Below are 25,463 nucleotides of genomic sequence, written 5' to 3' on the forward strand. Positions count from 1 at the left end.
GTGGCTCTATGCGTCTGCGTTGGCGGGCGCATAGAGCTGATAACCCGGCAACGCGCACGCGCCGGCATACACAAAGGCCACGCTTTGCCGCGCCCGGGTGAAGGCCACGTAGTACTTTGGTGGGGCGGTGATACGCGCTGCATCTGCCGTGCGCAGGTACTGTGTCAGCGGGCCGTTCGGAAAGATGAGGACCCGGCTGTAGGTGCGGCCCTTGCACTGCCCAAAGTTCACGGCCGGTAGTCCGTCGCACGCTTGCCGCCGGTCATGCCGGAGCACGGTGGGCGCAAACTCCTGCATGTACGCTTCAACATCCGCTGGAGCGACGAGGTAGATGCCATCGTGCCCGGTGACCTCGCCATTGCCTGATTGGGTTCGCGGCATCTGCGGATAGAGCGTGTCCGCCATATCGCACAGGGCCTGGACGCAGCGAAGGCTGATGAGGCGGTGATCCAGCTGGCATAAGCCGTCCGCCTCCCAAATCTGAAACAGCGCTGCCAGATTGGGTCCACGATACTGGCTGTGCCTTTGAGCATAGTTGGTGGCATACGTCGCCTGCCGCGTATCACCCACCAACGTGATGGCAATGCCGCTCTTCAACAGCCGCTCGACCAGATCCAGATCAAAGCCGGCGAGGTCCTGAACTTCGTCGATGTAGAGCTCGTCGTACATGGCCGCCAGGCGTGCCATGACCTGACCTTGGGTGAGCTCATCGCAGCGCACAGCGAAATCGGCCGCCCGGTCCGAATACATCCGGTTGCCTGCCAAGTAGTGGCGCGCCACCTGGGTGCGTGGGGCCCTGTTATTGGTGACACCTTCTACGAACAGGATGGTCTCGATGCGAGGCTCAGGGCAAAGCGCTGCCTGGTACGGGCGGATGCACTGGCACAGCAGGAAGCCATACCAGCTGTGCAAAGTGACATGCACGGGGACCGCACCGGCGTGGACCTCAAACGAGCGCCGGATCTCTTCTAGATTCTCCAGCGTGTAGGTGACAATCGCGATGCGACGCCCAGGCCGCTCCAGGGCCTGCCGGACCAGCAAGGTGGTCTTGCCCGAGCCGGCCGCCGAAAGCAGGACCCGGTTAGGTGATGGCGCGCTGGACATAGTCCGGGAACCTGATCGAGTGCGGGCTGTTGAAGATCGCCAGGGCCGTATCGGTCTTATGGCCCTTCATGTACTTGAGCAGCGCCACCTCATCGGCAAACGTCTTGCCCAGCACGGTATTGAGTTCGGCCAGCGAGTTGGCTTTGATCAGCTGCTCTTCCAGCGATGGGGCGCTTTCGTCGGAATCGTAATAGATCGCGTTGATGTGTTCGGCATAGCGCTCCTGCACAACGGCGATATCGCCATCATTGTCGGTGATCACCTTGGCCTGGATTTTCAGCCGATCTGCAATCTGCAAGAAGCGCTTGAATGCCAGCGACTTGACCGAAATGATGTCTACGCCGCGAGCCATCGGCGCCACGCCATGGTGGTCGCTGTAGGCGCGCTGCACGATCAGCTCGTCGGAAGGGCCTTCCACCAGGATCGCCTGCTTGGCCAGGATCAATCGCAGCGTGTCGTGGCCCGGCAGCTTCATGAAATAGTCATGGGTATCGCTCGGCAGCTGGTCCAGCTTCATCTGGCCCTGCGCGCTGAACAGGATCACGTTGTCCACGCCCAGCTTATTCAACACGAAGCTGCTGTGGGTGGCGATGATCACCTGCTGGGCGGTGGAGAGGGCCGCAATCTTGTCGATCAGCTGGGTCATGCTGGAATAGGACAGATGGTTCTCCGGCTCCTCGATCAGCAGCACGTGGGCAGCGCCGGCCGCGTGCATCGCCAGCTTCATCTTCACCGCGCTTTGCTCACCCTTGCCGGCCTGGGTGAACGGGAGCTCATCCAGGTAAGGTGACAAGCTGGTTTCCCATGTTGAGCGCGGCGATGTGTCCACACCCACCGTCAGCGCCCGGTGGCTGATGTCCCCGGTGTGCTCGGTCAGGTACGCATTGATGGCCGCCACGTCCGCCTCTTCGGAAAAACTCTGCCGCATGCGGCGGAAGCTCAACGACAGCGAGACGCGCTGCGCAGGCGTCAGTGCCTGATCGATGATGCCGGCGATATAGCGATCGGCACCGGACAAGGTCTTGATGCCGTGAGTGTCGATGATGGTCGAATCGAACGGAATGCTGCGAGCGGTGACGCCATTGTTGGCGAAGGAATACCAGCGCACCGTGTAGTACTCCACCGGCAGGCTGACCGCACCCTGGTGCTGCTGCAGGTAGGCGTTGAACTCCTCGCGGTAGTCGTCGTTGAGCTCGACCAGCAGCCGGATGCCGGCGGTATCCAAGCGCAGGGAGTTGTTGGTGCCGCGCAACGACGCCAGCGCGACATCTGCGCCCAGATAGGCTTCGATGGAGATCCGTGGCGGCGAAGCCGGCGTGCCTGCAGCAAGGGTCGCCAGATATTCCTGCACCGCGGGCTGGTGGAACAGGTAGGGCGTGAGCTCGTAGGCGAGATTGCGCCCATGCAGTTGCCCGGTGACCACCACGTGGATGGCCTCCAGCAGGGTGGACTTACCGACCTCGTTGTCGCCCACCACCAGGTTCATGTGGGCGTTGAGGGGCAGGTCCAGATGGCGAAACGACTTGAAATTGTCGATGACGATACGTTCGATCGGCATGCACAGTCCTTTGATGGCCAACGAGTTCGGTGGCGGCGCCTGCTTGCACCCCGGCTGGCCTCCTTTCCGCTCTGGGCCAAACTACCCAGGGATCGCCAGCCTTGGGCGGTTTCGTACTGTTTTGACGACTTGAAATGGCCGAAACGCTGGTTACGCGGGATAATTCAATATTATCCCGCCTTTAGATACGACCCGTACTCGGCGAGTAGTGTAACTTGATTGGTATGTAATTACGTGGTATGTAATACATTACGAAATAGTCGGAGAGTGCGATGGCACGCGGCGGCTTGTACAAGAGCGACATCCAGAAGGCCCGCGATGCGCTGCGGGCACAGGGCAAACACCCGTCGGTGGACGCGGTGCGGGTGGCGCTGGGCAACACCGGCTCCAAGACAACCATTCACCGCTACCTGAAGGAGCTGGAAGAAGATGAAGGGCAAGGCCTTGGCGCCAAGGTCGCGGTCAGCGACGCGCTACAGGACCTGGTCGGTCGGCTTGCCGGTCGCCTACACGAGGAGGCCGAGGCTGTAATCGCCGAGGCCCGGCAGCGCTTCGAAGCGCACTTGCAGGAGCGTAGCGAGGCGCTGGAACGCACCCAGCAGGAGGCGTCCACGCTGAGCGCGCAGCTTCAGCGCATTGAAACTGCCTTACGCGAAGAAAAGACGACCCACGCCGCAGCCCAGCAGGCCTTGGCCGAACGGGTCACCGAGGTCGCGCAGCTCGGCGAACGGATCGCGGGACTGACCGCGCGGCTGGCGGAGCACGAGGCGCATGCCCAGTCGCTGGAGCAGAAGCACCAGCATGCTCGCGAGGCGTTGGAGCACTACCGCACCTCGGTCAAGGACCAACGCGAACAGGAACAGCGCCGCCACGAGCACCAGGTGCAGGAACTGCAGGTCGCGCTGCGCCAGGCCAACGAGGCGCTGACCGCCAAGAACCACGAACTGGTTCAGCTCAACCGCGACAACGGGCAGTGGCTGGAACGCCACAGCCGCCTAGAGAGGGAACTGGCGCAGGTGCGGCAAGCTGCGGACGACCAGCGGAAGGAGCTGGACGCGCTGCGGCTTACGGCTGCGGAGTACCAGGCCTTGCTGGCACGCTGGACCCAGGACGCCCAAGCGTTGGAGAGCGCACGGGTCAAGCTGGCCAATGCTCACGCCGACTTGGCCAAGGAGCGAGAACGGCGTGAACAAGCCGAGGCCGAAGCGTTGCGTGCCGGTGTGCGCCAGGACACCTTGGAGCAGTTGCTGGCGCAGTTGCGGCCCGATCGCGCCGACAGTTCAGGTACCAACAAAAATCCGGCAACCAAATGATTTCACGGAAGAAAAAAAAATTCTGGGGGGCATTTTTGCACGTATCTCGGCTTAACCCCACATCCGCCATCCTTATGGGGTTTCCATGGGGGGTGCGCGTGACTTTGTCCGTCGACTCAACACCGACCTTCGCTCGACGCCTCCAACAAGCCCGCCTGCACACGGGTTTGTCGCAGAAGGAGTTGGGCATCCGGGCCGGTCTGGATCCTTACGTGGCCAGCCCCCGAGTCAACCAGTACGAACGTGGCAAGCACGAGCCCAAGCTGGAGACTGCTGAGCGGTTGGCCCAAGCGTTGGGGATCCCCGCCGCCTTCCTTTACACCGACGATGATCTGCTGGCCAAGTTGCTCCTGCGCTGGGGCTCGCTAAGCAAGCAGCAGAAGCGGGAGTTGGTGAAGCTGATCGAGGCCACACCCGAGAAGTAAACCGAACAAGCGCTAGCCCTATGGGCAACCCTTCGCCTCAACCCGCCCATTGGGCGCTCCTGGAGGGAGCTGCAGTGGCCGTGACTAGTGCGACTGACAAGTGGCGGCATCTCAGGCCTACTTGAGATTTTGTTCACGACCGATACACACGCGCCTTGTCTAAAGTGATTTACAATGTCGCCCGTGTCAGCCTCCTCACTTCTACTGCGACTGCTCCTGATCGTCATGCTCGTGCTTAACGGCGCGTGGTCGGCATTTGCGTCGATCAGTATGAACCCGGCCATGGAAGCGCAGGCCAGCGAAGTGGCTGCCGCGGTGCAAGGCGACGAAGACTGCGTCGCCCATCACAGTGCTGAGAATCATCCCGATGCCACCTCGATTGAAAGGGCTGGCACTGGGCATGGCGACCATGCCGGTCCCGACTGTTGCAAGTCTTCTGCGTGCCGGTGCGCCTGCGTACACGCGTGCGCGAGCGCACTTCCGGCGCGCCTGCATGTTTCGGTGCAACTGGCCTTGGGCCTGGATGTCATGCCGCTGCCCCTAGGGCATGCGGCACCTGCCTTGCCTCATCTGATCCGACCACCGATCGGCTAAGCGTCCCTAAGCGCCGCAATGGCGCCGTTGGTGTGGCTTGCATGCCTATTTATAGGCCAGCCGCCCGCTCTGTACCACCGCCCGCCGGTGGCAACACGACGCTTGGAGCATTTTCATGTCGCATGATGATTTTCGTGGTCCACACGGTGGACCGCCGCTGCTACCTTCGCGGCGGCGATTTGTCCAGGGCTTGGCCTTGGGAGGCGCAGTCGCAGGATTAGGTTTCTGGCCCAAAGCCAGTTGGGCGCTCAAGGGCCCGGGACAACCCAACGTACTATCGGGCACCGAGTTTGACCTAACCATCGGCGAGACGCCGATGAACTTCACCGGCAAGACCCGCACCGCGATCACCGTCAATGGGTCCGTTCCGGCGCCGTTGCTGCGTTGGCGGGAAGGCACCACGGTCAACCTGCGTGTCTCCAATGCATTGCCCGCTAACTCCCTCCATGGCGCGGACACCTCCATCCATTGGCACGGCATCATTTTGCCGGCCAACATGGACGGCGTGCCGGGCCTGAGCTTTGACGGTATCGGACGTGGTGAGACCTACCACTACCGGTTCACCCTGCATCAGGGCGGCACCTACTGGTACCACAGCCACTCGGGGTTCCAGGAACAAGCCGGGCTCTATGGCCCGATCATCATCGACCCATTGGAGCCGGAGCCCTTCAGCTTCGATCGCGACTACGTCGTGATGCTGAGCGATTGGACAGACCTGGACCCGACGGCCCTGTTCGATCGTTTGAAGAAGATGCCGGGCCATGACAATTACTACAAGCGCACGGTCGGCGATTTTGCGCGCGATGTGAAGCGCAACGGCCTGTCGGCCACGTTGGAAGATCGCAAGATGTGGGGCGTGATGCGGATGACGCCCACGGATCTGTCCGACGTCAACGCCAACACCTACACCTACCTGATGAACGGCACGACCTCGCTGGGCAACTGGACCGGTTTGTTCCGCAGTGGCGAGAAGGTGCGCCTGCGTTTCATCAATGGCTCTGCCATGACGTACTTCGATGTGCGTATTCCGGGGCTAAAGATGACCGTGGTGGCAGCAGATGGCTTGTATGTCCATCCGGTTTCCGTCGACGAGTTCCGCATCGCGGTAGCAGAAACCTTCGATGTGATCGTGGAGCCCTCCGGGCAGGACGCATTCACCATCTTTGCCCAAGACTCCGGTCGCACCGGCTACGTCAGCGGCACGCTCGCCGTGCGCGAAGGATTACGCGCGCCCGTTCCGTCTGTGGATCCCCGGCCGCTGCTGACGATGGCAGACATGGGCATGGATCATGGATCGATGGATATGTCTGGCGGCAGCAAGGGCATGGAAGGCGGCTGTGGTGCGGCCATGGGCATGCCTGGCATGACCCCACCTGCCAGCGGTAACGCGACCTCGGCCCATGCAGGCCATGCGATGCCCGCCGCCGGCGATGGTGCCATGGCAGGCATGCAGCACGGGGGCATGCAATCACACCCTGCCAGCGAGACCAACAATCCCCTGTTGGACAACCAGGCCATGAGCGTGAGTTCGCGCTTGGATGATCCGGGTAATGGCCTGCGCGATAACGGCCGTCATGTACTGACGTATTCCATGCTCAAGAGCACCTTTGAAGACCCTGACGGACGCGACCCCGGTCGCGAGATCGAGCTGCATCTGACCGGACATATGGAGAAATTCTCCTGGGGCTTCAACGGTCAGAAGTTCTCCGATGTCAAGCCGCTGCGGCTGAACTACGGCGAGCGTATGCGCATCGTATTGGTTAACGACACGATGATGACCCATCCCATCCATTTGCACGGCATGTGGAGTGACGTGGAGGACGACAACGGCAACTTCATGGTGCGCAAGCACACGGTGGATATGCCGCCGGGTAGCCGACGCACGTATCGCGTGCGTGCCGATGCGTTGGGCAGCTGGGCGTTCCATTGCCACCTGCTTTATCACATGGAAGCCGGAATGATGCGCACGGTGAGGGTCGACGAATGAACATCAATAGACGCGATACCACCCTGACTGCGCTGACGCTGGCTATCTCGCTGGCCCTGGCCAATGCGGCCAGCGCCCAATCCATGCAGCACGGCTCCATGCCGATGGAGCAGGGCGCGCAGACCCAGACTCAGGATCACTCTGCACAACAGGCGCCGACATCAAAACCTGCGCCAGCCCAAAAGCCTGCAACACCGGCCAAGCCGAGCGAAGCGACGATCGATCATGCGACGATGGGCCACGCCGCGCCGCAGGCTAAAGCAGCCGAGCCTGCCATGCAGGGCATGGACCATTCGCAAATGGGGCACGTCTCGCCCGCGAGCACACCTGCGGCGCCCACAGCACAGGCGCAGTCGATGCAGGGCATGGATCACAGTCAGATGGCACAGCCCGCTGCAGCCGACACCTCTAGTACGGCCACGCCTGCGATGCAGGGGATGGACCATTCCAAGATGGGGCACGGCGCGCCTCCGAGCACGCCCGCAACGCCCAAAGCGCAGACACAGTCGATGCAGGGCATGGACCACAGTCAGATGGGACACGGGCCTGCAGTGCCAACGCAGCCGCGCACCCCGATACCCGCGGTGACGGACGCGGATCGCAAGGCGGCCATCGCGCCGGAACACGCGCATCCGGTGCATGACAACTCGATCAAGAGCTACGTGCTGCTCAATCGCCTGGAAGCCTGGGATGCCGATCCGGGCACCGGGCTGGGCTGGGAGGGCCAGGCTTGGATCGGTACGGACCTCAATCGCGTCTGGCTCCGCAGTGAAGGCGAACGCACGGATGGTCAGACCGAGTCGGCTGATCTGGAAGTGCTCTACGGCCGCAGTATCTCCACGTGGTGGGATGTGGTGGCCGGTGTGCGTCATGACTTCAAGCCTGGGGCATCTCAAAACTTCGCCGCTATCGGTGTACAGGGCTTGGCGCCGATGAAGTTCGAAGTGTCCGCCACAGCCTATCTCGGCGAAGGGGGCCAGACTGCCGCCAATGTCGAGGCCGAGTACGAATTGCTGCTAACCAACCGGCTGATCTTGCAGCCGCTGGTGGAAGTCACCGCCTATGGCAAGAACGATCCATTGCGCGGGATAGGTTCGGGTCTGAGTACCGCTGAGGCGGGGCTACGACTTCGTTATGAGTTCACCCGAAAGTTCGCTCCCTACATCGGCGTGGTGTACGAGCGCGCGTTTGGCAATACCGCAGACATGCGACGCGAGCATGGCGAGTCCTTTGAAGACACGCGCTTGGTCATCGGCCTTCGTACCTGGTTCTAAGGGGAACTGACAATGAAATCCAACAAAAGGATGTGGGTATGGCTCGGTGCCGGCGTGGGATTGGTTGCGGTCGCGGCAACTGCCACGGTCTCTCTGGGCGTGTACAACGTGGCCGCCGACGATCCGCATAGTCGCCCGGTGTATGCGCTACTTGAAACGGCGCGCGAGCGTTCCATTGAGGTGCGCGCCGCCAAGCTTCAGGTGCCCACGAACCTGGATGATCCTGAGCGTATCCGCCAGGGTGCGGGCAACTACAACGCCATGTGCGTGACCTGCCATCTTTCGCCAGAGGCGGCGGCCACCGAGATGAGCAAGGGCCTGTACCCCGCGCCACCGAACCTAAGCAAACAGTCGGTCGCTCCAGCTGAGGCGTTCTGGGTGATCAAGCACGGCATCAAGGCCAGCGGCATGCCCGCGTGGGGCGGCAGCATGGACGATGAGTTCATCTGGAACATGTCGGCCTTCCTGCAGAAGCTGCCCACGCTGGACAAGGCCGGTTACCAGGCGTTGGTGGCCAGCAGTGATGGTCATTCGCATGGCGGCGGCGAGACGCAAGGCCACCATGACGACGAAAAGGCCGAGGATCACCCTGCCCTATTCGAGCCGGGCAACAACTCCATGCCGCATGCGCACCCGCCGGGCGTGGACGACGATCACCACGGCCCGACACCCAGCGACACGGAAGTCGGGTTGGTGAGCCACGGCCATCCCGACGGCAAGGTGGAGTCGCACCCTGCACCACACACGCCCGTGGCCGATGACGGCCATGCGCACACCCATTGATCTCCTTGGAGCCCACGCAATGAACGCAACAGCAATCTCGTTCACCCTCGCACTGGCACTGGCCGTCGTGTCCCCCGCAATGGCGCAGGCGACACAGCCGCACGCACATCACCCCGCTGCCGCGGCATCTGCGGACGTCGACGTCCCAGTCACTGCAGAGGCCGCGGTCGCCGTAGCGGAGCGTTTCAACAGGGCCCTGTCTAGCGGCGATCTGGCCACGGTCGAAGCCCTGCTCGCTGCCGACGTCCTCATCCTCGAGTCCGGGGGTGCCGAGCGCAGCCGCGAGGAATATCTGGGTCATCACGCAGTCAGCGATGCGGCATTCCTCAAGGGCGCCCATCGCCAGCTGCTCCGTCAGCGTGCACGCACCGCTGGTGAGTTCGCATGGGTCGGAACCGAAAGCGAGCTGCACGCCCAGAAAGACGGTAAGCCACTGACCGTCCAGAGCACCGAGACCATGGTGCTGAAGCAGACCACCGACGGTTGGCGGATCGCCCACATCCACTGGTCTTCGCGGACCAAGCGCTAAGCGGAGAACCAGAAATGAAAACCTGCAGATTGAACCGACTGGCGTGGGCGGCTTTTGCGGTCGCCGGCCTGGGTGCCTGCACCCAAGCGGCTACACCCGCGCAATCCACCATCGCGCCCACTGCACAGGTCGTCCCGGAAACAGCCGACGCGACTCCAGCCGCCCTGCCACGCATGACCGTCCACAAGACCCCGACCTGCGGGTGCTGCGGTAGCTGGATCGACCACGTGAAGAAGGCGGGGTTCACCGTGGATGTGCATGACATGGATGACCTGGGTCCGGTCAAGGAGCGCCTGGGTGTCCCCTATGCAAAGGGCTCCTGCCACACGGCCGAGGTCGACGGATACGTCATCGAAGGCCATGTCCCGGCCGAGGACATCAAGCGCCTCCTCGAAGAAAAGCCGGACGCACGCGGCCTGGTCCTGCCCGGAATGCCGCTCGGTTCGCCGGGCATGGAGGTCCCGGAAGGACGCCAGCAGCCGTATACGGTCGAGCTGGTCCATCACGACGGAACCACCGAACCCTTCGCACAGCATTGATCCGCAAGAGCAACAGGGGGCGGTGTTGCGGGCGCGCCGATTCTCGTCCGCGATGAAGCAGGAGATCCACATGACTCACCATTCCGAAGACCACCGGTCTCAGGCCATGAACGAGTGCATCGACAACTGCACGCAATGCCACGCGATTTGCCTTGAGACCATCAACTATTGCCTGAGCAAAGGAGGTGCCCACGCAGCCCCGGAGCACATCGCCCTGCTGGCGACGTGTGCCGATATCTGCGCCACCAGCGCCGACGCCATGTTGCGTGGCGCCAGCGCTCACTCGGTGGTTTGCAGTGCCTGCGCGGAGATCTGCCGCCAGTGCGCCGAAGCATGCGACGCCATGAACGACCCGGAGATGGCGCGCTGCGCCGAAGTTTGTCGCCGTTGCGCGGAAAGCTGCAGCGCCATGGCGGCTTGACGCGTCGAGGATCCCGCCTGAGCGGCGGGATCCTCATCTCAAATATCAAAAGCCGACCAACCGTGGTTTCGGTGACAGCCCGACACCTAACGCTTGTCGGATCCAACACAGCACGGCGCCGAACGGGGCTTTGCATCACATTCGCAATGAGGATTTATCCCTATGAAATCATCAAACGTCCTTCGCTCCTTCGCGCTCGTCCTCGCGATTGCGGCTGGGCAGTTCTCCCTGCAGATCGCGCACGCCCACGCCGCGCTGCAGCAGTCCACACCGGCGGCAAATGCGGTGGTGGCTTCGCCGGGCCAGATCGATCTCGTGTTCAACGAAACATTGATTCCGCGGGCGTCGCGTCTCAAGTTGCTCATGAAGCACGGCAGTTCCACCATGCCGATCGAGAATTTCACGACCGAGATCGTCAACAACGGTAAGACCCTGCGTGCCAAGTTGCCCCAGCCGCTGACTCCGGGCGTCTATACCGTGGAATACCGCGCCGTCGGTGGTGACAACCACCCCATGCCGGGCAGCTTCAGCTTCACGGTGCGCTGAGGAGTCGCGAATGTTCGACCTGTCGGCTTATGCACTGAGATTCCTGGAATACCTTGTCATCATGGTTCTTTTCGGGGTTCCACTCTTCGGTTGGTACGGGTCGCGTCGATCGGCACTCGCCGACGCCTTGGCCGGGTGGTCACTCATAGGCGTTCTATTGGCGGGTGCCGTAGCCGGTCTCGTGCTCACCGGGCTCGATGTCGTCTTCAAGACCGCGGGCATCATGGGAATGCCGCTTGCCGAGGTTGATCGCGCATCGCTTGGCTGGTATCTGCTCGAGACGTCCGCGGGCCGGGCAGCCATGGCGAGAGGCGCGCTGCTGGTCGCCCTGATGTTCGTGCTCGGATGGCATCGTCGCCGCGGGAAGGTGGAGACCGCCTTCCCGCTGGGGGCGATGCTGGCGGGCGGCGCACTCGCTTCGCTGGCATGGAACGGCCACGCCGCCGCTGGCGAGGGCTTGGCAGGCGCGGTCCGGCTTGCTGCAGGCATCGTCCATCTTCTCGCGGCAGGCGGCTGGATCGCAGCGGTCCTGATGTTCCTTGCCATGCTGCTGCGCGGCAAAGAGACGAACGGCAGCGGGCGTCTGCGATCAACGCATGACTTTCTGCATGGTTTTTCGACGCTGGGAACGATCTTCGTTGGTGCGCTCATCGTGTCCGGCATCGCGCACTACGGGGATCTCACCGCGTGGTCGTTTTCGGCCCTGTTCCAGAGCACCTACGGGAAGTTGCTGCTGTTCAAACTGGCCCTGTTCGCTGGAATGCTGGGTTTGGGAGCGCTGCACCGATGGACGCTGGTGCCGCGCTTGGAACGAGCGCTGACCAGCGGAGATCCCGCGCAGGAGGTGCGGGCTTTGCGGCAGAGTGTTACGGCTGAGGCCGCGCTGGCCATCTTGATCCTGATTGTTGTTTCAGTGCTCGGGACGCTCAGCCCCGAATAGCTGTGTAACCCGCAATGGCACACTGCCTTGGCAGTCCATCCCCACTAAAGCGAGCATCGGCATGAACTCACCGTCGTCCCATGACCATCACCATTCTGCAGGCGCAGCCCCTGTCGAGGCTGCGGATGGACGGGTCACCGATCCGGTCTGTGGCATGCAGGTCGATCCCGCCACGACGCAGCATCATGCGACCCACGCCGACACACCTTTCCACTTCTGCTCGGAGCGATGCCGCGCGAAGTTCGTGGCCGATCCGGAGCGCTATCTGACGCCCCAGGACGAACCCGAGGTGGCACAGCCCCGCGCCATCTACACCTGCCCGATGCACCCGGAAGTCCGGCAACAAGGTCCAGGCAACTGTCCCTTCTGCGGCATGGCGCTGGAGCCGGAAATGCCGAGCCTGGAGGACGATGACAATCCGGAACTTCGCGACTTCTCGCGCCGGTTCTGGTGGACGCTTCCGCTGACTGTGGTGACGCTCGTGCTGGCCATGTTCGGCCAGTACCTCCCGCGTGTCGTGCTGGGCGACGTGCAGATCCTGCCGTTGTCGATCGACGTGCAGACCTGGGTCGAGCTGGTCTTGACCACACCAGTCGTGCTGTGGGCCGGCTGGCCGTTCTTCGAGCGCTGCGTGCAGTCGATCCGCAACCGCAGCCCGAACATGTTCACCCTCATCGGGATTGGCGTTGCGGCCGCCTTTGGCTACAGCCTGGTCGCCACGCTGGCACCCGGCTTGTTCCCACCGTCGTTTACCGAACATGGGCGCGTCGGGGTGTACTACGAGGCGGCGGCGGTGATCGTTTCGCTGACCCTGCTCGGCCAGATGCTGGAACTGCGGGCGCGCTCGAAAACGTCCGCGGCGATCAAGGGCCTGCTTGGCCTGGCGCCGAAGGAAGCCCGGCGGGTCAACGCCGACGGCACCGAGGAAGACATCCCGCTGACCCACGTCCACGTCGGCGACCACCTGCGCGTGCGTCCCGGCGAGAAGGTGCCGGTGGATGGCGAAGTGGTGGAAGGCCGCTCCAGCGTCGACGAGTCGATGCTCACGGGTGAACCGATTCCGGTCGAGAAGACCGCAGGCGACCAGGTCATCGGCGCGACCCAGAACGGCACCGGCGCGCTGGTGATCCGCGCCGCCAAGGTGGGCTCCGACACCGTGCTGTCGCAGATCGTGCAGCTGGTCGCGCAGGCGCAGCGCTCCCGCGCGCCGATGCAGCGGATGGCCGATATCGCGGCCTACTGGTTCGTGCTCGCGGTGCTGGCGATCGCGGTGGCCACCTTCTTTATCTGGGGCTCCTTCGGTCCGGAGCCGGCCTGGACCTTTGCGGTGCTCAACGCGGTCTCGGTACTGATCATCGCCTGCCCCTGCGCGCTGGGCCTGGCGACGCCGATGTCGATCATGGTCGCCACGGGCAAGGCGGCGCAGGTGGGCGTGCTGTTCCGCGACGCCGAGGCCATCGAGCACATGCGCCGCATCGACACCCTGATCGTCGACAAGACCGGCACCCTCACCGAGGGGCGCCCCGCCTTCAAGGAAGTCGTGGCCTTCGAGGGCTTCGACGCCGACCGGGTCTTGCACCTGGCCGCCAGCCTGGACCAGGGCAGCGAGCACCCGCTGGCCGACGCCATCGTCGCCGAGGCTCGACGCCGGAACTTCGAGTTCGACCGCGTGGAGGACTTCGACTCGGTGACCGGCATGGGTGTGCGCGGGTCCGTGGCCGGCCATGCGCTTGCGCTGGGCAATACCGCGCTCATGGACGACCTGGGCGCCAATCCCGCTGCGCACGTCGACGTGGCCGAGCGGATGCGCCGCGAGGGCGCGAGCGCCATGTTCCTGGCCGTGGACGGGCGCCTGGCGGGGCTGGTCGCGGTTGCCGACCCGATCAAGGCGTCGGCCGCGGCGGCCATCAACGAGCTCCACGCCGCCGGGCTGCGCATCATCATGGCCACCGGCGACGGGCTCACCACCGCACGGGCCGTGGCCACCGAGCTGGGCCTGGACGAGGTGCATGGCGAAGTCCGCCCCGAGGACAAGGCCGAGCTGGTGCAGCGCCTCAAGCGCGAAGGCCGGCGGGTGGCGATGGCGGGCGACGGCATCAACGACGCCCCGGCGCTCGCCGCGGCCGACGTCGGCATCGCCATGGGCACGGGCACCGACGTCGCGATGTCCAGTGCCCAGATCACCCTGGTCAAGGGCGACCTGCGGGGCATCCTGCGCGCCCGGAAGATCTCCCAGGCCACCGTGGCCAACATGAAGCAGAACCTCACCTTCGCGTTCCTCTACAACGCGCTGGGGGTGCCGGTCGCGGCCGGGGTGCTCTACCCCGCATTCGGGATCTTGCTGAGCCCGATGGTCGCGGCGCTTGCGATGAGCTTGAGCTCGGTGTCGGTGGTGGCCAACGCCCTTCGCCTTGCCAAGTCGGCCGCCGTACCGTCCTCGCCGACCACATCTGTGCCGCGCCAGCCCCTGGGCCTGGCCAAGGATTGACTTGGATCAATTGCATCGGTTCCAGTAAGAGGTAAGCTCACGCCATGGTCCGCATCCGCCATCGGAACTTGTTCCAGCGCACCGCCCTCCTCGCGATGGTGGCCCTGCTCTGGTCCCAGTTCGCGCTCGCAGGCCATGGCGATTGCCTGGATCTCCCAGTCACGCCGGCGGCGTTTGTCGCTGCCGCCACCGACACCCGACACGACCATGGCCACGGCTGCGATGCCGAGCTCCCCTCAGCGAGCAAGGCAGTGTGCGACGCGCACTGCACCGAGGGTGACATCTCGGCGGACAGTGGGCGCATCCCTTCGATTCCGCCGCTGCTGGCCGAAGCCTGGTTCTCCTGGCTTGCGATCGCCGCGATTGCGGATGCTGCGCCAGGTGTCACGGCTACATGGGTGGATTCGCCGCCCAGACCCGCCTGGCACCGACCTACCGCCCATCCAGCGGCACTCCTGCTGATCTGATGCCTGGACGCTGACTGCTCCGCACGTCTGTGCGGCGCAGTCCTGTGCGTTCGCGCCGTGGCTGCGTCACGGCATGTGTTCCTGCCCTCGTCCGAGCGACCTGCGTCGCGTCGGCCCAAGGACACTGATATGGCATCCCCGTTCGACCGACTGCCGGCCAGGCGCCTGCACCCTCGCCCTCTGTCCCGCCGTCTGCCACCGCTCCGGCACCTTCTTGCCGGCGTGCTTGCCGGCGCCTTGTGGGCCCTGGCGCTGCCGGTGACCGCCACCGAACCCGTCCCGGGGCACAGCCTCGAGTCGATCCGCGCCTGGGTTCTGGAACACAACCCGGAATTGCGGGCCATGGACTTCGAGGCCCAGGCCGCCGAAGCACGGATCCAGCCAGCGGGCGCCCTACCCGACCCGACGGCTTCCCTTGGATTCCGCGGCCTCGATCCGGACAAGCCCTGGCGCTCCGCCGGTGCCGAGCGCGAGGTCAACTACGCGCTGCGCCAGCGCCTCCCGCTTTGGGGCAAGCGCGCCCTGGCGCGGACCGCGGCCAGCCAGGACGCGGTCGCGGTCGGACTCGATCGCCTCACCACTGCGCGCGACTTGCTGGCCGACGCCGAGGCGGCCTACGCACGCTACTGGCATGCCGACCAGGCCGTGGCCGTGCTTGATCGCCGCATCGCCCTGCTCCGCCAGGTGGAAGAGATGGCCGGCGTGCGCTACGCCCTGGGTCGCGCGGCGCAGCAGGATGCCATCCGCGCCCAGGTCGAGCAGACCAGCCTCCAGCGCGAGCGGATCGAACGCCTCGCGACCAAGCAGGAGGCGGCCGCCACCTTGAACGCGGTGCTGGGGCGCCGGTCCGATGCACCGCTGGCGACTCCCGACGAGGCGCCGCGCCTCGCCGTCCACAGAGCCTCGCTTGCCGAGGCACTGGATGACGCCGATGCGCATCCCGCGGTGCGCTCGCAGCAGGCTCGCGCCGAGGCGGCGCGCACGAACGTGGTACTGCAGCGTCGCAACCGCTTTCCCGACATCACCCTGGGCGTGGGTGCGATGCAGTTCGGCAACGGCATCGAGAGCACCGAGCTGATGTTCGAGGTCGAGATCCCGTTCCAGCAGCGTGCCCGCCGCGAGCGCGAGCGCGAATCGCGCCTGCTCGAAGACGCAGCGCTTGCCCGCAGGGACGCCACGCTGCGGGCCGTCGAGGAACGCGGCGCTTCCGCCTGGTCGCAGTGGACCAACGCGCGCGAGCGTCGCGGACTGATCGAGAACACGCTGCTGCCGCAGGCCGACGCCACCTGGCAGTCCGCCCTGGCCAGCTACCAGGTCGGTGAAGTCGACTTCGGGACGCTGCTGGAAGCACTCAATGAATGGCAGGGCGCCGACCTCGCACGGGTCGATGCACTGCGTGACGAACTGTTGGGCGCCGCCGCCGTGCGCGCCATCGAAGGAGAGATCCGATGACCCGTGTCCAGACCCTGTCGCTCGCCATCGGCGTTGCACTCGCCGCCCTCGCCGTCGGCTGGATTGCCGGCCGCGCCACGAACGACTCCCCGACCGCGGGCACGTCGATCGACGGCCCGGCCGCAGAACGCAAGGTGCTCTATTACCGCAATCCCATGGGCTTGGCGGACACGTCGCCGGTGCCGAAGAAGGATTCGATGGGTATGGACTACGTCCCGGTCTATGCCGACGACGCACCGCCGGCGGCACCGGGCACGGTGGTGCTGCCGCCGGACAAGGTGCAGGCGCTGGGCGTGCGCACCGAAGCGGTCAAGCGCGGAGCCCTGTCCGCTACCGTGCGCACCAGCGGCACGGTCGAGGTCGACGAGACCCGGCAGTACGCGATCGCCCCGCGCTTCGAAGGCTGGGTGGAGCGGCTGTACGCGAACCAGACCGGCATGCGGGTCAGCGCCGGGCAGCCGCTGCTCTCCGTCTACAGCCCGCAGCTGGCCGCGGCGCAGCAGGAATACCGGCTGGCCGACGAGACCGCCCGCAGGCTGGCCGGGTCCGATCCCGCGAGCGCGGCGTCGATGGTCCGCCTGCGCGATGCCGCCCGCACCCGCCTGCGCAACTGGGAAATCAGTGACGCGCAGATGGGCAAGACGGGCCTGGTGCTCACCGCGCCCGCGGACGCGGTCGTGATCGAGAAGCCGGTGGTCCAGGGCGCGCGTTTCGAGCCCGGCGAAACCATCCTGCGCCTGGCGGACCTGTCGAAGGTGTGGGTGATCGCCAAGGTGCCGGCGGCGCAGGCCGCGGGTATCCAGCCCGGCCAAACGGCCCGCTTTGAAACCGTGGCCCTGCCGGGCCAGGTGGCCGAGGGCGAGGTCACCTTCGTGCAGCCCGTCATCGATGCGATGACGCGCACCGTGGATGTGCGCATCGCCCTGCCCAACCCCGCTGGCGACCTGCGGCCCGGGCTGTATGGGACGGTGGTGCTGGAGGAGCCGGGGGCTGGACCGGTCCTGACCGTTCCGCGCTCGGCCGTGCTCGACAGCGGCACGCGCCAGGTGGTGCTGGTCGAGACCGGCCCTGGCCGCTTCGCACCGCGCGATGTCAGCCTGGGGCGGCGCGGCGGCGATCGCATCGAGATCCTCGACGGCCTGACCGAGGGCGAGCAGGTCGTGGTCTCCGCCAACTTCCTGATCGACGCCGAAAGCAACCTGCAGTCGGCACTCCAGGGTCTTGAGGGTCACACAGGACACGGCGCGCCTTCGGGCACCGCTGAGGATCCACACGCCGGGCACGGCGAGGACGCCGCCGACCCGCACGCAGGTCATGGTGACGAGGCCTCTGATCCGCACGCCGGTCATTCCATGCCGGCTACCCCGGAAGAGACTCCGCCCGCCCCCACCGGCCACGAGGGGCACTGACATGCTTGGCCGTCTCGTTGAATGGTCGGTGCGCAACGTCTTCCTGGTGCTGCTGATGGCGCTGGCGATTGTCGCCGGTGGCATCTACGCACTGATGAACACGCCGCTGGACGCACAACCGGATCTGTCGGACGTGCAGGTGATCGTGTTCACGGAGTACCCGGGGCAGGCGCCCCAGGTGGTCGAGGACCAGGTCACCTATCCGCTGACCAGCGCCCTGCTCGCGACGCCGAAGTCGAAGGACGTCCGCGGCTTCTCGTTCTTCGGCGCCTCCTTCATCTACGTCATCTTCGAAGAAGGCACGGACCTGTACTGGGCGCGCTCGCGCGTGCTCGAGAACCTCAACGTCGCGTCGAAAAACCTGCCGGCTGGCGTGGCACCGGCACTGGGACCCGACGCGTCCGGCGTGGGCTGGGTCTACCAGTACGTGCTGCAGAGCGACCGCCACTCGCTGGACGAGCTGCGCGCGATGCAGGACTGGTACCTGCGTTACCAGCTCACCACCGCGCCCGGCGTGGCCGAGGTCGCCAGCGTCGGCGGCTTCGTGCGCCAGTACTCGATCACCGTCGATCCGGTCCGGCTGCGCGAGTTCGACATCCCGATTTCACGCGTGTCCGAGGTGATCGCCGAGAGCAACCGCGACGTCGGCGGCCGCGTGATCGAGATGGCCGAGACCGAGTACATGGTGCGGGGCCGCGGCTACCTGCGCGGTATCGAGGATATCGAGAGCCTGGTTCTGCGCGCCGAAGGGGGCGCACCGGTGCTGATCGGCGACGTCGCCCGGGTCGAACTGGTACCCGATGAGCGCCGTGGCATCGTCGACCTGGACGGCGAAGGCGACGTTGTGGGCGGGATCGTCATTGCGCGCTTCGGCGAAAACGCCCTGGCCGTGATCGGGGGGGTGAAGGACAAGATCGCCCAGCTTGCGAGTGGACTCCCCGAGGGCGTCAGCGTCCAGGCGGTCTACGACCGCTCCGATCTCATCGTGCGCGCGATCAAGACGCTACGCACGACGCTGCTCGAGGAGAGCCTGATCGTCGCACTGGTGTGCCTGGTATTCCTGTTCCATGCGCGCAGCGCGCTGGTCGCGATCGTCATGCTGCCCGTCGGCGTGCTGATCGCGGTGATCGCGATGCGCATGCTGGGCATGAACTCCAACATCATGAGCCTGGGCGGCATCGCGATCTCGATTGGCGTGATGGTCGACGCGGCGATCGTGATGATCGAGAACGCGCACAAGCACATCGAGCGCTCCGACGGCTCCCGCAGCCGGACCCAGCTGATCATCGATGCCTGTCGCGAGGTCGGGCCGGCGCTGTTCTTCAGCCTGATGATCATCACCGTCTCGTTCCTGCCCGTGTTCGCCCTGGAGGCTCAGGAAGGTCGCCTGTTCAAGCCGCTGGCCTTCACCAAGACCTTCGCGATGGCCGGTGGCGCGCTGTTGTCGATCACGCTGGTACCGGTACTCATGCTGCTGTTCGTGCGCGGCAAGATCGTGCCCGAGCACAAGAATCCGGTGAACCGGTTCCTGGTTGCGGCCTATCGGCCGGTGATCAACGTCGTTCTGCGGCATCGCATGGCCACAATCATGTTTGCGTTGGCCGCCCTGTTTGCAAGCCTGTGGCCTGCATCGCGGCTGGGCAGCGAGTTCATGCCAACCCTCAACGAAGGCACGCTGCTGTACATGCCCGCGTCGCTTCCGGGCATGTCGGTGACCAAGGCCTCGGAGCTGCTGCAGCAGCAGGACCGGATCATCAAGGGCTTCCCGGAAGTGGAGTCGGTGTTCGGCAAGGCGGGCCGTGCCCTGACGGCCACCGATCCCGCACCGCTGGAGATGTTCGAGACCGTCATCAACCTCAAGCCCGAGGACGAATGGCGGGACGGCATGACCACCGACAAGCTCATCGCCGAGATGGACGCGGCGCTGAAGTTCCCGGGCGTCGCCAACTCCTGGACGATGCCGATCAAGGCGCGCACCGACATGCTGGCCACCGGCATCCGCACGCCCGTGGGCATCAAACTCTTCGGCACGGACCTTGAGCAACTCGACGCGCTGGCCACCGAGATCGAAGCCGTGGTGCGCGAAGTGCCGGGCACGACCAGCGCGTTCGCCGAACGCCTGACCGGCGCCTACTACCTCGACATCACCCCCGACCTTGGCAGCCTGGCCCAGTACGGCGTCACCCTGGGCGAGGTGCAGAACGTGGTGGCCGCCGCGCTGGGCGGCGAGATCGTCACCACCATCCTCCAGGGCCGCGAACGCTTCAGCGCGATCGTGCGCTATCCCCGCGAACTCCGCGACGATCCGCACCGGATAGGCAGCCAAGTCCTTGTGCCGGTGCCCGGCGGCGCCCAGGTGCCGCTGGGCGAACTGGCGCGGATTGAGGTCAGGAAGGGTGCGCCGAGCATCCGCACCGAGAACGCGATGCTGGCGGCGTACATCTACGTCGACACCCGAGAGAGCGATCTCGGCCGCTACGTGAAGGCTGCGCAGGAAGCGGTCACCGAGCAGGTGCAGTTCCCGCCTGGCTACTACGTGACCTGGAGTGGACAGTACGAATACATGCAACGTGCCGCGGAGAAGATGCGTGTCGTCGTTCCGGTGACGCTGGCGCTGATTTTCCTGCTGCTGTACCTCAACTTCCGCCGTGTCACCGAGTCGCTGATCGTGATGCTGTCGGTGCCCTTCGCACTGGTCGGTGGCATCTGGCTGATGTGGATGCTCGACTACAACACCAGCGTCGCGGTGATCGTGGGCTTCATCGCGCTGGCCGGCGTCGCCGCGGAAACCGGCGTGGTGATGCTGATCTACCTCGACCACGCACTTGAAGCGCGTGCCGCGCAGAGGCAGGCCGAAGGCCGGGCACTGGATTCACGGGACCTGCGCGAGGCCATCATCGAAGGCGCGGTCGACCGCGTGCGCCCGAAGATGATGACCGTGGTCGCGATCATGGCGGGCCTGCTGCCCATCATGTGGAGCAGCGGTACTGGCTCGGAAGTCATGCGCCGAATCGCTGCGCCGATGGTAGGTGGCATGGTGTCTTCGACCATCCTCACCCTGGTCGTGATCCCGGCGCTGTACTCGCTGATCAAGCAGCGGCAGCTGGCCAGGAAGCCGCACCCCTCCTCCGCACTACCCAAGGAGAAGTAGTGATGGGGCCGTTCAACGCAGGCAGGGACCGACGGCTCATGCAACTGTGGCCGCGAACATCCGTCCGTCCACGGCCAATTCGCGCGTTACTGGCTTCGCCCACCGCAAGGCCGGTTGACCTGTGTGCGAGACACAGGTCTAGCCTGATCAACACCTCGCCGGGAGCAAGCCGATGACGACCAAGGAAGAAGTGACGCTGCCGCTGATGACGGTCCGCCAGCTGGCACGGCAGGGCGATGTCACGGTGCATGTGGTGCGCAACTACCTGCGGCGCGGTCTGTTGCAAGCGGCCACGCATACCGAGGGCGGCTACCAGTTGTTCTCCACCTCGGAGCTCCTTCGCCTGCACTTCATTCGCACGGCGCAACACCTTGGCTTCACGCTGGGGGAAATCGAGGAAATCATCCACCACAGCCTGCTGCGACATAGTCCCTGTCCGCTTGTGCGGGACATCATTCGGCGCAGGCTCGACGACACCCGCCAACAACTGGACAGGCTGCTCGCCATGCACGGACGAATGGAGCGTGCCATCCACGCCTGGGCGGAGCTTCCGGACTCCATTCCGACTGGCGATGACGTCTGCGCATTGATCGAATCTGTTGCCGCTGCTGAAGGCGGCGGGTTCGTCAAGTCCACCCCCCGGCGACTTCTTGGACGCCGCCCCACAGAGGAGAATTTGCCATGACAGCCTCCAGTCCTGCCCCCTCAGGCTCCCGACGCTGGGTCTTCTGGATCTTCCTGGCGCTGGCCGTGTTCTATCTCGCCGTCGAGCACCGCGCCCACCTTGGGGGGACGCTTCGCTGGTTGCCCCTGGCCATCCTGCTGCTATGTCCCTTGATGCATGTGTTCATGCACAAGGGGCATGGCGGTCATGGAGGTTCCGGAAGTCATGGGCGCGACGGCAATGCCGACGACACACCCCATGGCCAGCATGAGAGCCGTAGCAAGCGGGCACTGAACGACGAAACGTCCGACACCTCGAACGGAGGGCACTGACATGCAGGCACCCGACTCCGGCTACGGTCTTTGGCTCCTCGCCGCCATCAACGCCGCGTTCTTCATCTTCTTCGCCTGGAGCTTCTACAAACCGCTGACCCGTTGGGACTGGCGTGGGTTCGGTATGTTCTCCGCCTTCGTCGTGGCCCTGTTCGCGGAAATGTATGGCTTCCCGCTGACGCTGTACGTCCTGGGCGGCTGGCTCAGCGCCAACTATCCGCAGGTGGACTGGCTGAGCCATGACGCGGGCCATCTGCTCGAGATGTGGTTCGGCTGGCGCGCCAACCCGCATTTCGGCCCATTCCACATCGCAAGCTTCGTCCTGATCGGCGGCGGCTTCTGGCTGCTGTCGGCCGCCTGGCCGGTGCTGTATCGGGCACAGCGTGAAGGCCGGCTCGCCCGCGAGGGCGTGTATGCGCGCATGCGTCACCCGCAGTACGTCGCCTTCCTGCTCGTGCTGACCGGTTTCCTGCTGCAGTGGCCCACGCTGCTCACGCTCGCCAGCTATCCAGTGCTCGTGTGGGCCTATGCCCGCCTGGCGCGTCGTGAGGAAAAAGACTGCTTGAGCCGCTTCGGCGACGACTACGTCCGCTACATGCAGGAAGTGCCGGCCTTCATCCCGCGACGCCGGCGCGGCCCCGCTCCATCCCAAGGAGAAACCCGATGACGCACGTCCACAAACCCACTGTGCGCACGCGCACCTGGCCCATCGGCGACATGGTGAGTGCCGGCTGCGCGCGCACGCTGGAGAAGGCCGTGGCCGCGCTGCCTGGAGTCAACGCCACCAGCGCGAATTTCGCTACCGCGACCCTGCAGGTGTCCTACGACCCGGCCCGCCTGTCGGCGGGCGCGGTCGCCACCGCGATCCGCGACTGCGGCTTCCAATGCAACGCGCCGATGCCCGATGCCGACCCCGCCGCAGGCGCGCACGCCCATGCTGCGCATGCCGGGCACGGACAGGAATTGGCCGCAGAGCGCCCCGCTGACGCCCACGCCGGCCACGGCGATGACGCCACGGATGCCGGGGGCCACGACGCCCATGCGGGCATGAACCACGGCAGCGATCTGCACGCCGCGGCGCGCGACATGGGCCGCCGCTTCCTGGTCGCCCTCGCCTTCGCGATCCCGGTATTCGTGTGGTCGCCCATGGGCGGGCTGATAGAGCCGCCGCCGGTGCCGTTCGGACTGCGCGAGAACGTCTGGTTGTTCCTGCTGGCGACCGGCGCCGTGCTGTATCCGGGCTGGCCATTCTTCAGCGCCGCGATCCGGTCCCTGCGACGGGGTGTGCTGGACATGGCGGTCCTGGTGCTCCTGAGCGTGGGCACAGGTTACGGTTTCAGCATCGCGTCGACGTTCTTCTTCGACGGGCCGAACTTCTACGAGGCCTCGGCCGTCCTGCTGACCTTCGTCCTGCTTGGCCACTGGCTCGAGATGCGGGCTCGCGCCGGCGCCTCGGACGCCATGAAAGCGCTGCTGAAGCTGTCCCCACCCCGCGCGGTCGTCCGGCGCGAGGGGCAGGAGCTCGACATTCCCACCGCTGAAGTGCTGGTCGGCGAGACCGTGATCGTGCGGCCCGGGGCGAAGATCCCGGTCGATGGCATCGTGACGGAAGGCAGCTCTCAGGTCGACGAATCCATGCTGACCGGCGAGTCGATGCCGGTGCGCAAGGATCCCGGAGAGTCCGTCGTCGGCGGATCGATCAACAAGAGCGGCGCATTCGCCTACACCGCCACCAAGATCGGCAGCGACACGGCACTGGCGCAGATCATCAAGCTGGTCCAGACCGCGCAGAACTCCAAGGCGCCCGCGCAGCTGCTCGCCGACCGCGCCTCGCAATGGCTGGTGCTGGCTGCGATCGTGATCGGGCTGCTGACCTTCGCGGTCTGGTTCTGGTGGCTGGGACAGCCGCTGCTGTTCGCGCTCACGCTGACGATCACCGTCTTCGTCATCGCCTGCCCCGATGCACTCGGTTTGGCCACGCCGATGGCGATCATGATCGGCACTGGCCTGGGGGCACGACACGGCATCCTCTTCAAGCATGCCGAATCGATTGAGAAGAGCGCACGCCTGGACGTGGTGATCTTCGACAAGACCGGCACCCTGACGGTCGGCGCCCCCGAGGTGGTCGACATGGCGGTCGCGCCGGGCTGGACGCAGGAGCGGTTGCTGGCCGCGGCCGCCGCGGTCGAGGCGCACTCCGAGCACCCGCTGGCGCAGGCCATCCTGAAGCGTGCCGGTCCGGTAGCCGAGCGCGCTACCGCGTTCACCAACATCGATGGCCAGGGCGCTACCGGCGTGGTTGACGGGGTGCAGGTGGTGCTGGGCAACCGGATCCTGATGGTCGAGCACGGCATCGACCTCTCGGTATTGGAAGCGGAGGCTGCGCGCCTCACCGGTGCCGGTCGCACGGTGATCTATGCCGGGGTGGGTGACCGGCTCGCAGGCTTCTTCGCGATTGCCGACGCGATCCGGGAGACCTCGCGCGCGGCCATCGACGAATTGCACCGGCGCAACATCAAGGTGGCGATGATCACCGGCGACAACCGCCCCACGGCCGAGCGCGTGGCACAGGACCTGGGAATCGACATCGTGCTGGCCGACGTGCTGCCGGGCGGCAAGGCCGATGAGGTCATCAAGCTGCAGTCGCAGGGCCTCAAGGTCGGCATGGTGGGCGACGGCATCAACGACGCACCGGCGCTCACCCAAGCCGACGTTGGGTTCGCGATCGGCGCCGGCACCGACGTCGCCATCGAGAGTGCCGACATCGTGCTCATGCACAGCGACCCTTATGACGTCGTTCGCGCGACCACCATCGCCCACGCCACTCTGCGCAAGATGCATCAGAATCTGGGCTGGGCCGTGGGCTACAACGTGCTGGCCTTTCCGCTGGCGGCCGGTGTGCTCTATCCGTTCGTGCTGTCGCCAGAAATCGCCGCGCTGTCGATGTCGGGCAGTTCGGTGATCGTCGCCCTCAACGCGTTGCTGCTCAAACGCCTTCCACTGGCGGATGCCGCCACCCCTCGCAGCCCATCTAAGGAGTCCACACCATGAATACGGTCACACACGTCGCCCATTCCAGACCCCGAGGTACCAATCGCAGCCATTGGGTCGCCGCACTGGCCCTCGCGCTCGCGTTCGCATTGCCGGGGGTCGTCTCCGCGAACGAGGGTGGGTTCCGCCACAACGTGTTGATGCGCGGCCAGGTGCTGGAAAAGCAGGACGGAACGCTTGTGGTCTGTGTCGGGCAGGCCGACGGTGCCCAGGTCGGGCAGGTGCTGGACGTGATCCGGCACAAGCGCCGTATCCGGCATTCGCGGGCCGGCGGTCCACGCTACCGCCGCGAGAACGTTGGCCAAGTGCGCATCGTCGAACTGTTCGACAGCCACTACGCGGAGGCTGAAGTGATCTCCGGGAGCCCCAAGGTCAACGACACAGTGGAGCTGATCCGCCCCTGACAGGCGCGCGGGCGATGCAGATGCGCCTCGGC

General features: G+C 65.3%; 23 protein-coding genes. 21 read left to right on the forward strand and 2 right to left on the reverse strand.

Going from position 1 to position 25,463, the window contains the following annotated elements; genetic code table 11:
- Window positions 1-6 precede the first annotated feature (6 nt).
- Both AC1VXC_RS05200 and AC1VXC_RS05205 read right to left on the reverse strand, forming a co-directional pair.
- Window positions 7-1,104: a UvrD-helicase domain-containing protein gene (locus AC1VXC_RS05200; protein WP_017354990.1), complete on the reverse strand. Its 1,098-nt coding sequence runs from the start codon at window positions 1,102-1,104 to the stop codon at window positions 7-9.
- On the reverse strand, window positions 1,082-2,662 hold the full coding sequence (locus tag AC1VXC_RS05205) for an ATP-dependent nuclease (RefSeq protein ID WP_017354989.1): 1,581 nt from the start codon (window positions 2,660-2,662) through the stop codon (window positions 1,082-1,084). Before AC1VXC_RS05205 ends, AC1VXC_RS05200 begins: the two co-directional genes overlap by 23 nt.
- A 272-nt stretch (window positions 2,663-2,934) precedes the next feature.
- On the opposite strand from AC1VXC_RS05205, the gene AC1VXC_RS05210 reads away from it, so the two are divergent.
- The 21 genes from AC1VXC_RS05210 (at window position 2,935) to AC1VXC_RS05310 (ending at window position 25,431) form a co-directional block, all read left to right on the forward strand.
- Window positions 2,935-3,975, forward strand: coding sequence for a DNA-binding protein (locus AC1VXC_RS05210; protein ID WP_017354988.1), 1,041 nt, complete (start codon window positions 2,935-2,937; stop codon window positions 3,973-3,975).
- Window positions 3,976-4,049: 74 nt separating this feature from the next.
- On the forward strand, window positions 4,050-4,400 hold the full coding sequence (locus tag AC1VXC_RS05215; RefSeq protein WP_049404629.1) for a helix-turn-helix domain-containing protein: 351 nt from the start codon (window positions 4,050-4,052) through the stop codon (window positions 4,398-4,400).
- Between the two features lie 174 nt (window positions 4,401-4,574).
- A complete protein-coding gene (locus AC1VXC_RS05220; protein ID WP_080354476.1) occupies window positions 4,575-4,994 on the forward strand; it encodes a CopL family metal-binding regulatory protein in 420 nt (139 codons plus the stop codon).
- 115 nt (window positions 4,995-5,109) lie between these two features.
- Window positions 5,110-6,981 (forward strand): copper resistance system multicopper oxidase, encoded by a 1,872-nt coding sequence (locus AC1VXC_RS05225; RefSeq protein ID WP_017354985.1) that lies wholly within the window; start codon window positions 5,110-5,112, stop codon window positions 6,979-6,981.
- Entirely contained in the window at window positions 6,978-8,255 is a 1,278-nt protein-coding gene (locus AC1VXC_RS05230) for a copper resistance protein B (protein WP_017354984.1), read from the forward strand. Before AC1VXC_RS05225 ends, AC1VXC_RS05230 begins: the two co-directional genes overlap by 4 nt.
- A gap of 12 nt (window positions 8,256-8,267) precedes the next feature.
- A complete protein-coding gene (locus AC1VXC_RS05235) occupies window positions 8,268-9,038 on the forward strand; it encodes a c-type cytochrome (RefSeq protein ID WP_026070603.1) in 771 nt (256 codons plus the stop codon).
- A gap of 19 nt (window positions 9,039-9,057) precedes the next feature.
- Window positions 9,058-9,567, forward strand: a complete 510-nt coding sequence (locus AC1VXC_RS05240; RefSeq protein ID WP_026070602.1) for a nuclear transport factor 2 family protein — start codon at window positions 9,058-9,060, stop codon at window positions 9,565-9,567.
- A 14-nt stretch (window positions 9,568-9,581) separates the two neighbouring features.
- Window positions 9,582-10,106 carry a DUF411 domain-containing protein gene (locus AC1VXC_RS05245; protein WP_229301210.1) on the forward strand — a complete coding sequence of 175 codons (525 nt, stop codon included), beginning with the start codon at window positions 9,582-9,584 and terminating at the stop codon, window positions 10,104-10,106.
- Between the two features lie 70 nt (window positions 10,107-10,176).
- On the forward strand, window positions 10,177-10,527 hold the full coding sequence (locus tag AC1VXC_RS05250; protein ID WP_026070601.1) for a four-helix bundle copper-binding protein: 351 nt from the start codon (window positions 10,177-10,179) through the stop codon (window positions 10,525-10,527).
- A 162-nt stretch (window positions 10,528-10,689) separates the two neighbouring features.
- Window positions 10,690-11,073, forward strand: a complete 384-nt coding sequence (copC, locus tag AC1VXC_RS05255; protein ID WP_017354979.1) for a copper homeostasis periplasmic binding protein CopC — start codon at window positions 10,690-10,692, stop codon at window positions 11,071-11,073.
- 10 nt (window positions 11,074-11,083) lie between these two features.
- A complete protein-coding gene (gene copD / locus AC1VXC_RS05260) occupies window positions 11,084-12,013 on the forward strand; it encodes a copper homeostasis membrane protein CopD (RefSeq protein ID WP_182267825.1) in 930 nt (309 codons plus the stop codon).
- Between the two features lie 61 nt (window positions 12,014-12,074).
- Window positions 12,075-14,501 carry a heavy metal translocating P-type ATPase gene (locus AC1VXC_RS05265; protein WP_154352391.1) on the forward strand — a complete coding sequence of 809 codons (2,427 nt, stop codon included), beginning with the start codon at window positions 12,075-12,077 and terminating at the stop codon, window positions 14,499-14,501.
- 44 nt (window positions 14,502-14,545) lie between these two features.
- Window positions 14,546-14,968, forward strand: a complete 423-nt coding sequence (locus tag AC1VXC_RS05270) for a hypothetical protein (RefSeq protein ID WP_049404632.1) — start codon at window positions 14,546-14,548, stop codon at window positions 14,966-14,968.
- A 258-nt stretch (window positions 14,969-15,226) separates the two neighbouring features.
- Window positions 15,227-16,420 (forward strand): TolC family protein, encoded by a 1,194-nt coding sequence (locus AC1VXC_RS05275; protein ID WP_482995013.1) that lies wholly within the window; start codon window positions 15,227-15,229, stop codon window positions 16,418-16,420.
- A complete protein-coding gene (locus AC1VXC_RS05280) occupies window positions 16,417-17,829 on the forward strand; it encodes an efflux RND transporter periplasmic adaptor subunit (RefSeq protein WP_017357198.1) in 1,413 nt (470 codons plus the stop codon). The genes AC1VXC_RS05275 and AC1VXC_RS05280 overlap by 4 nt, the downstream gene beginning before the upstream one ends.
- 1 nt (window position 17,830) lies before the next feature.
- On the forward strand, window positions 17,831-20,980 hold the full coding sequence (locus tag AC1VXC_RS05285) for an efflux RND transporter permease subunit (RefSeq protein ID WP_049404640.1): 3,150 nt from the start codon (window positions 17,831-17,833) through the stop codon (window positions 20,978-20,980).
- A 172-nt stretch (window positions 20,981-21,152) separates the two neighbouring features.
- Window positions 21,153-21,665, forward strand: coding sequence for a MerR family transcriptional regulator (locus AC1VXC_RS05290; RefSeq protein WP_017357196.1), 513 nt, complete (start codon window positions 21,153-21,155; stop codon window positions 21,663-21,665).
- Window positions 21,662-21,976: a DUF2933 domain-containing protein gene (locus AC1VXC_RS05295; RefSeq protein ID WP_065427866.1), complete on the forward strand. Its 315-nt coding sequence runs from the start codon at window positions 21,662-21,664 to the stop codon at window positions 21,974-21,976. Before AC1VXC_RS05290 ends, AC1VXC_RS05295 begins: the two co-directional genes overlap by 4 nt.
- A gap of 1 nt (window position 21,977) precedes the next feature.
- On the forward strand, window positions 21,978-22,643 hold the full coding sequence (locus AC1VXC_RS05300; RefSeq protein WP_017357195.1) for a methyltransferase family protein: 666 nt from the start codon (window positions 21,978-21,980) through the stop codon (window positions 22,641-22,643).
- Complete coding sequence (locus AC1VXC_RS05305) at window positions 22,640-25,027, forward strand: heavy metal translocating P-type ATPase (RefSeq protein ID WP_049404642.1); 2,388 nt, start codon at window positions 22,640-22,642, stop codon at window positions 25,025-25,027. The genes AC1VXC_RS05300 and AC1VXC_RS05305 overlap by 4 nt, the downstream gene beginning before the upstream one ends.
- Window positions 25,024-25,431 (forward strand): hypothetical protein, encoded by a 408-nt coding sequence (locus AC1VXC_RS05310; protein ID WP_049436410.1) that lies wholly within the window; start codon window positions 25,024-25,026, stop codon window positions 25,429-25,431. Before AC1VXC_RS05305 ends, AC1VXC_RS05310 begins: the two co-directional genes overlap by 4 nt.
- Window positions 25,432-25,463 lie beyond the last annotated feature (32 nt).

The sequence above is a fragment of the Stenotrophomonas sp. STEN033 genome (assembly GCF_056856655.1).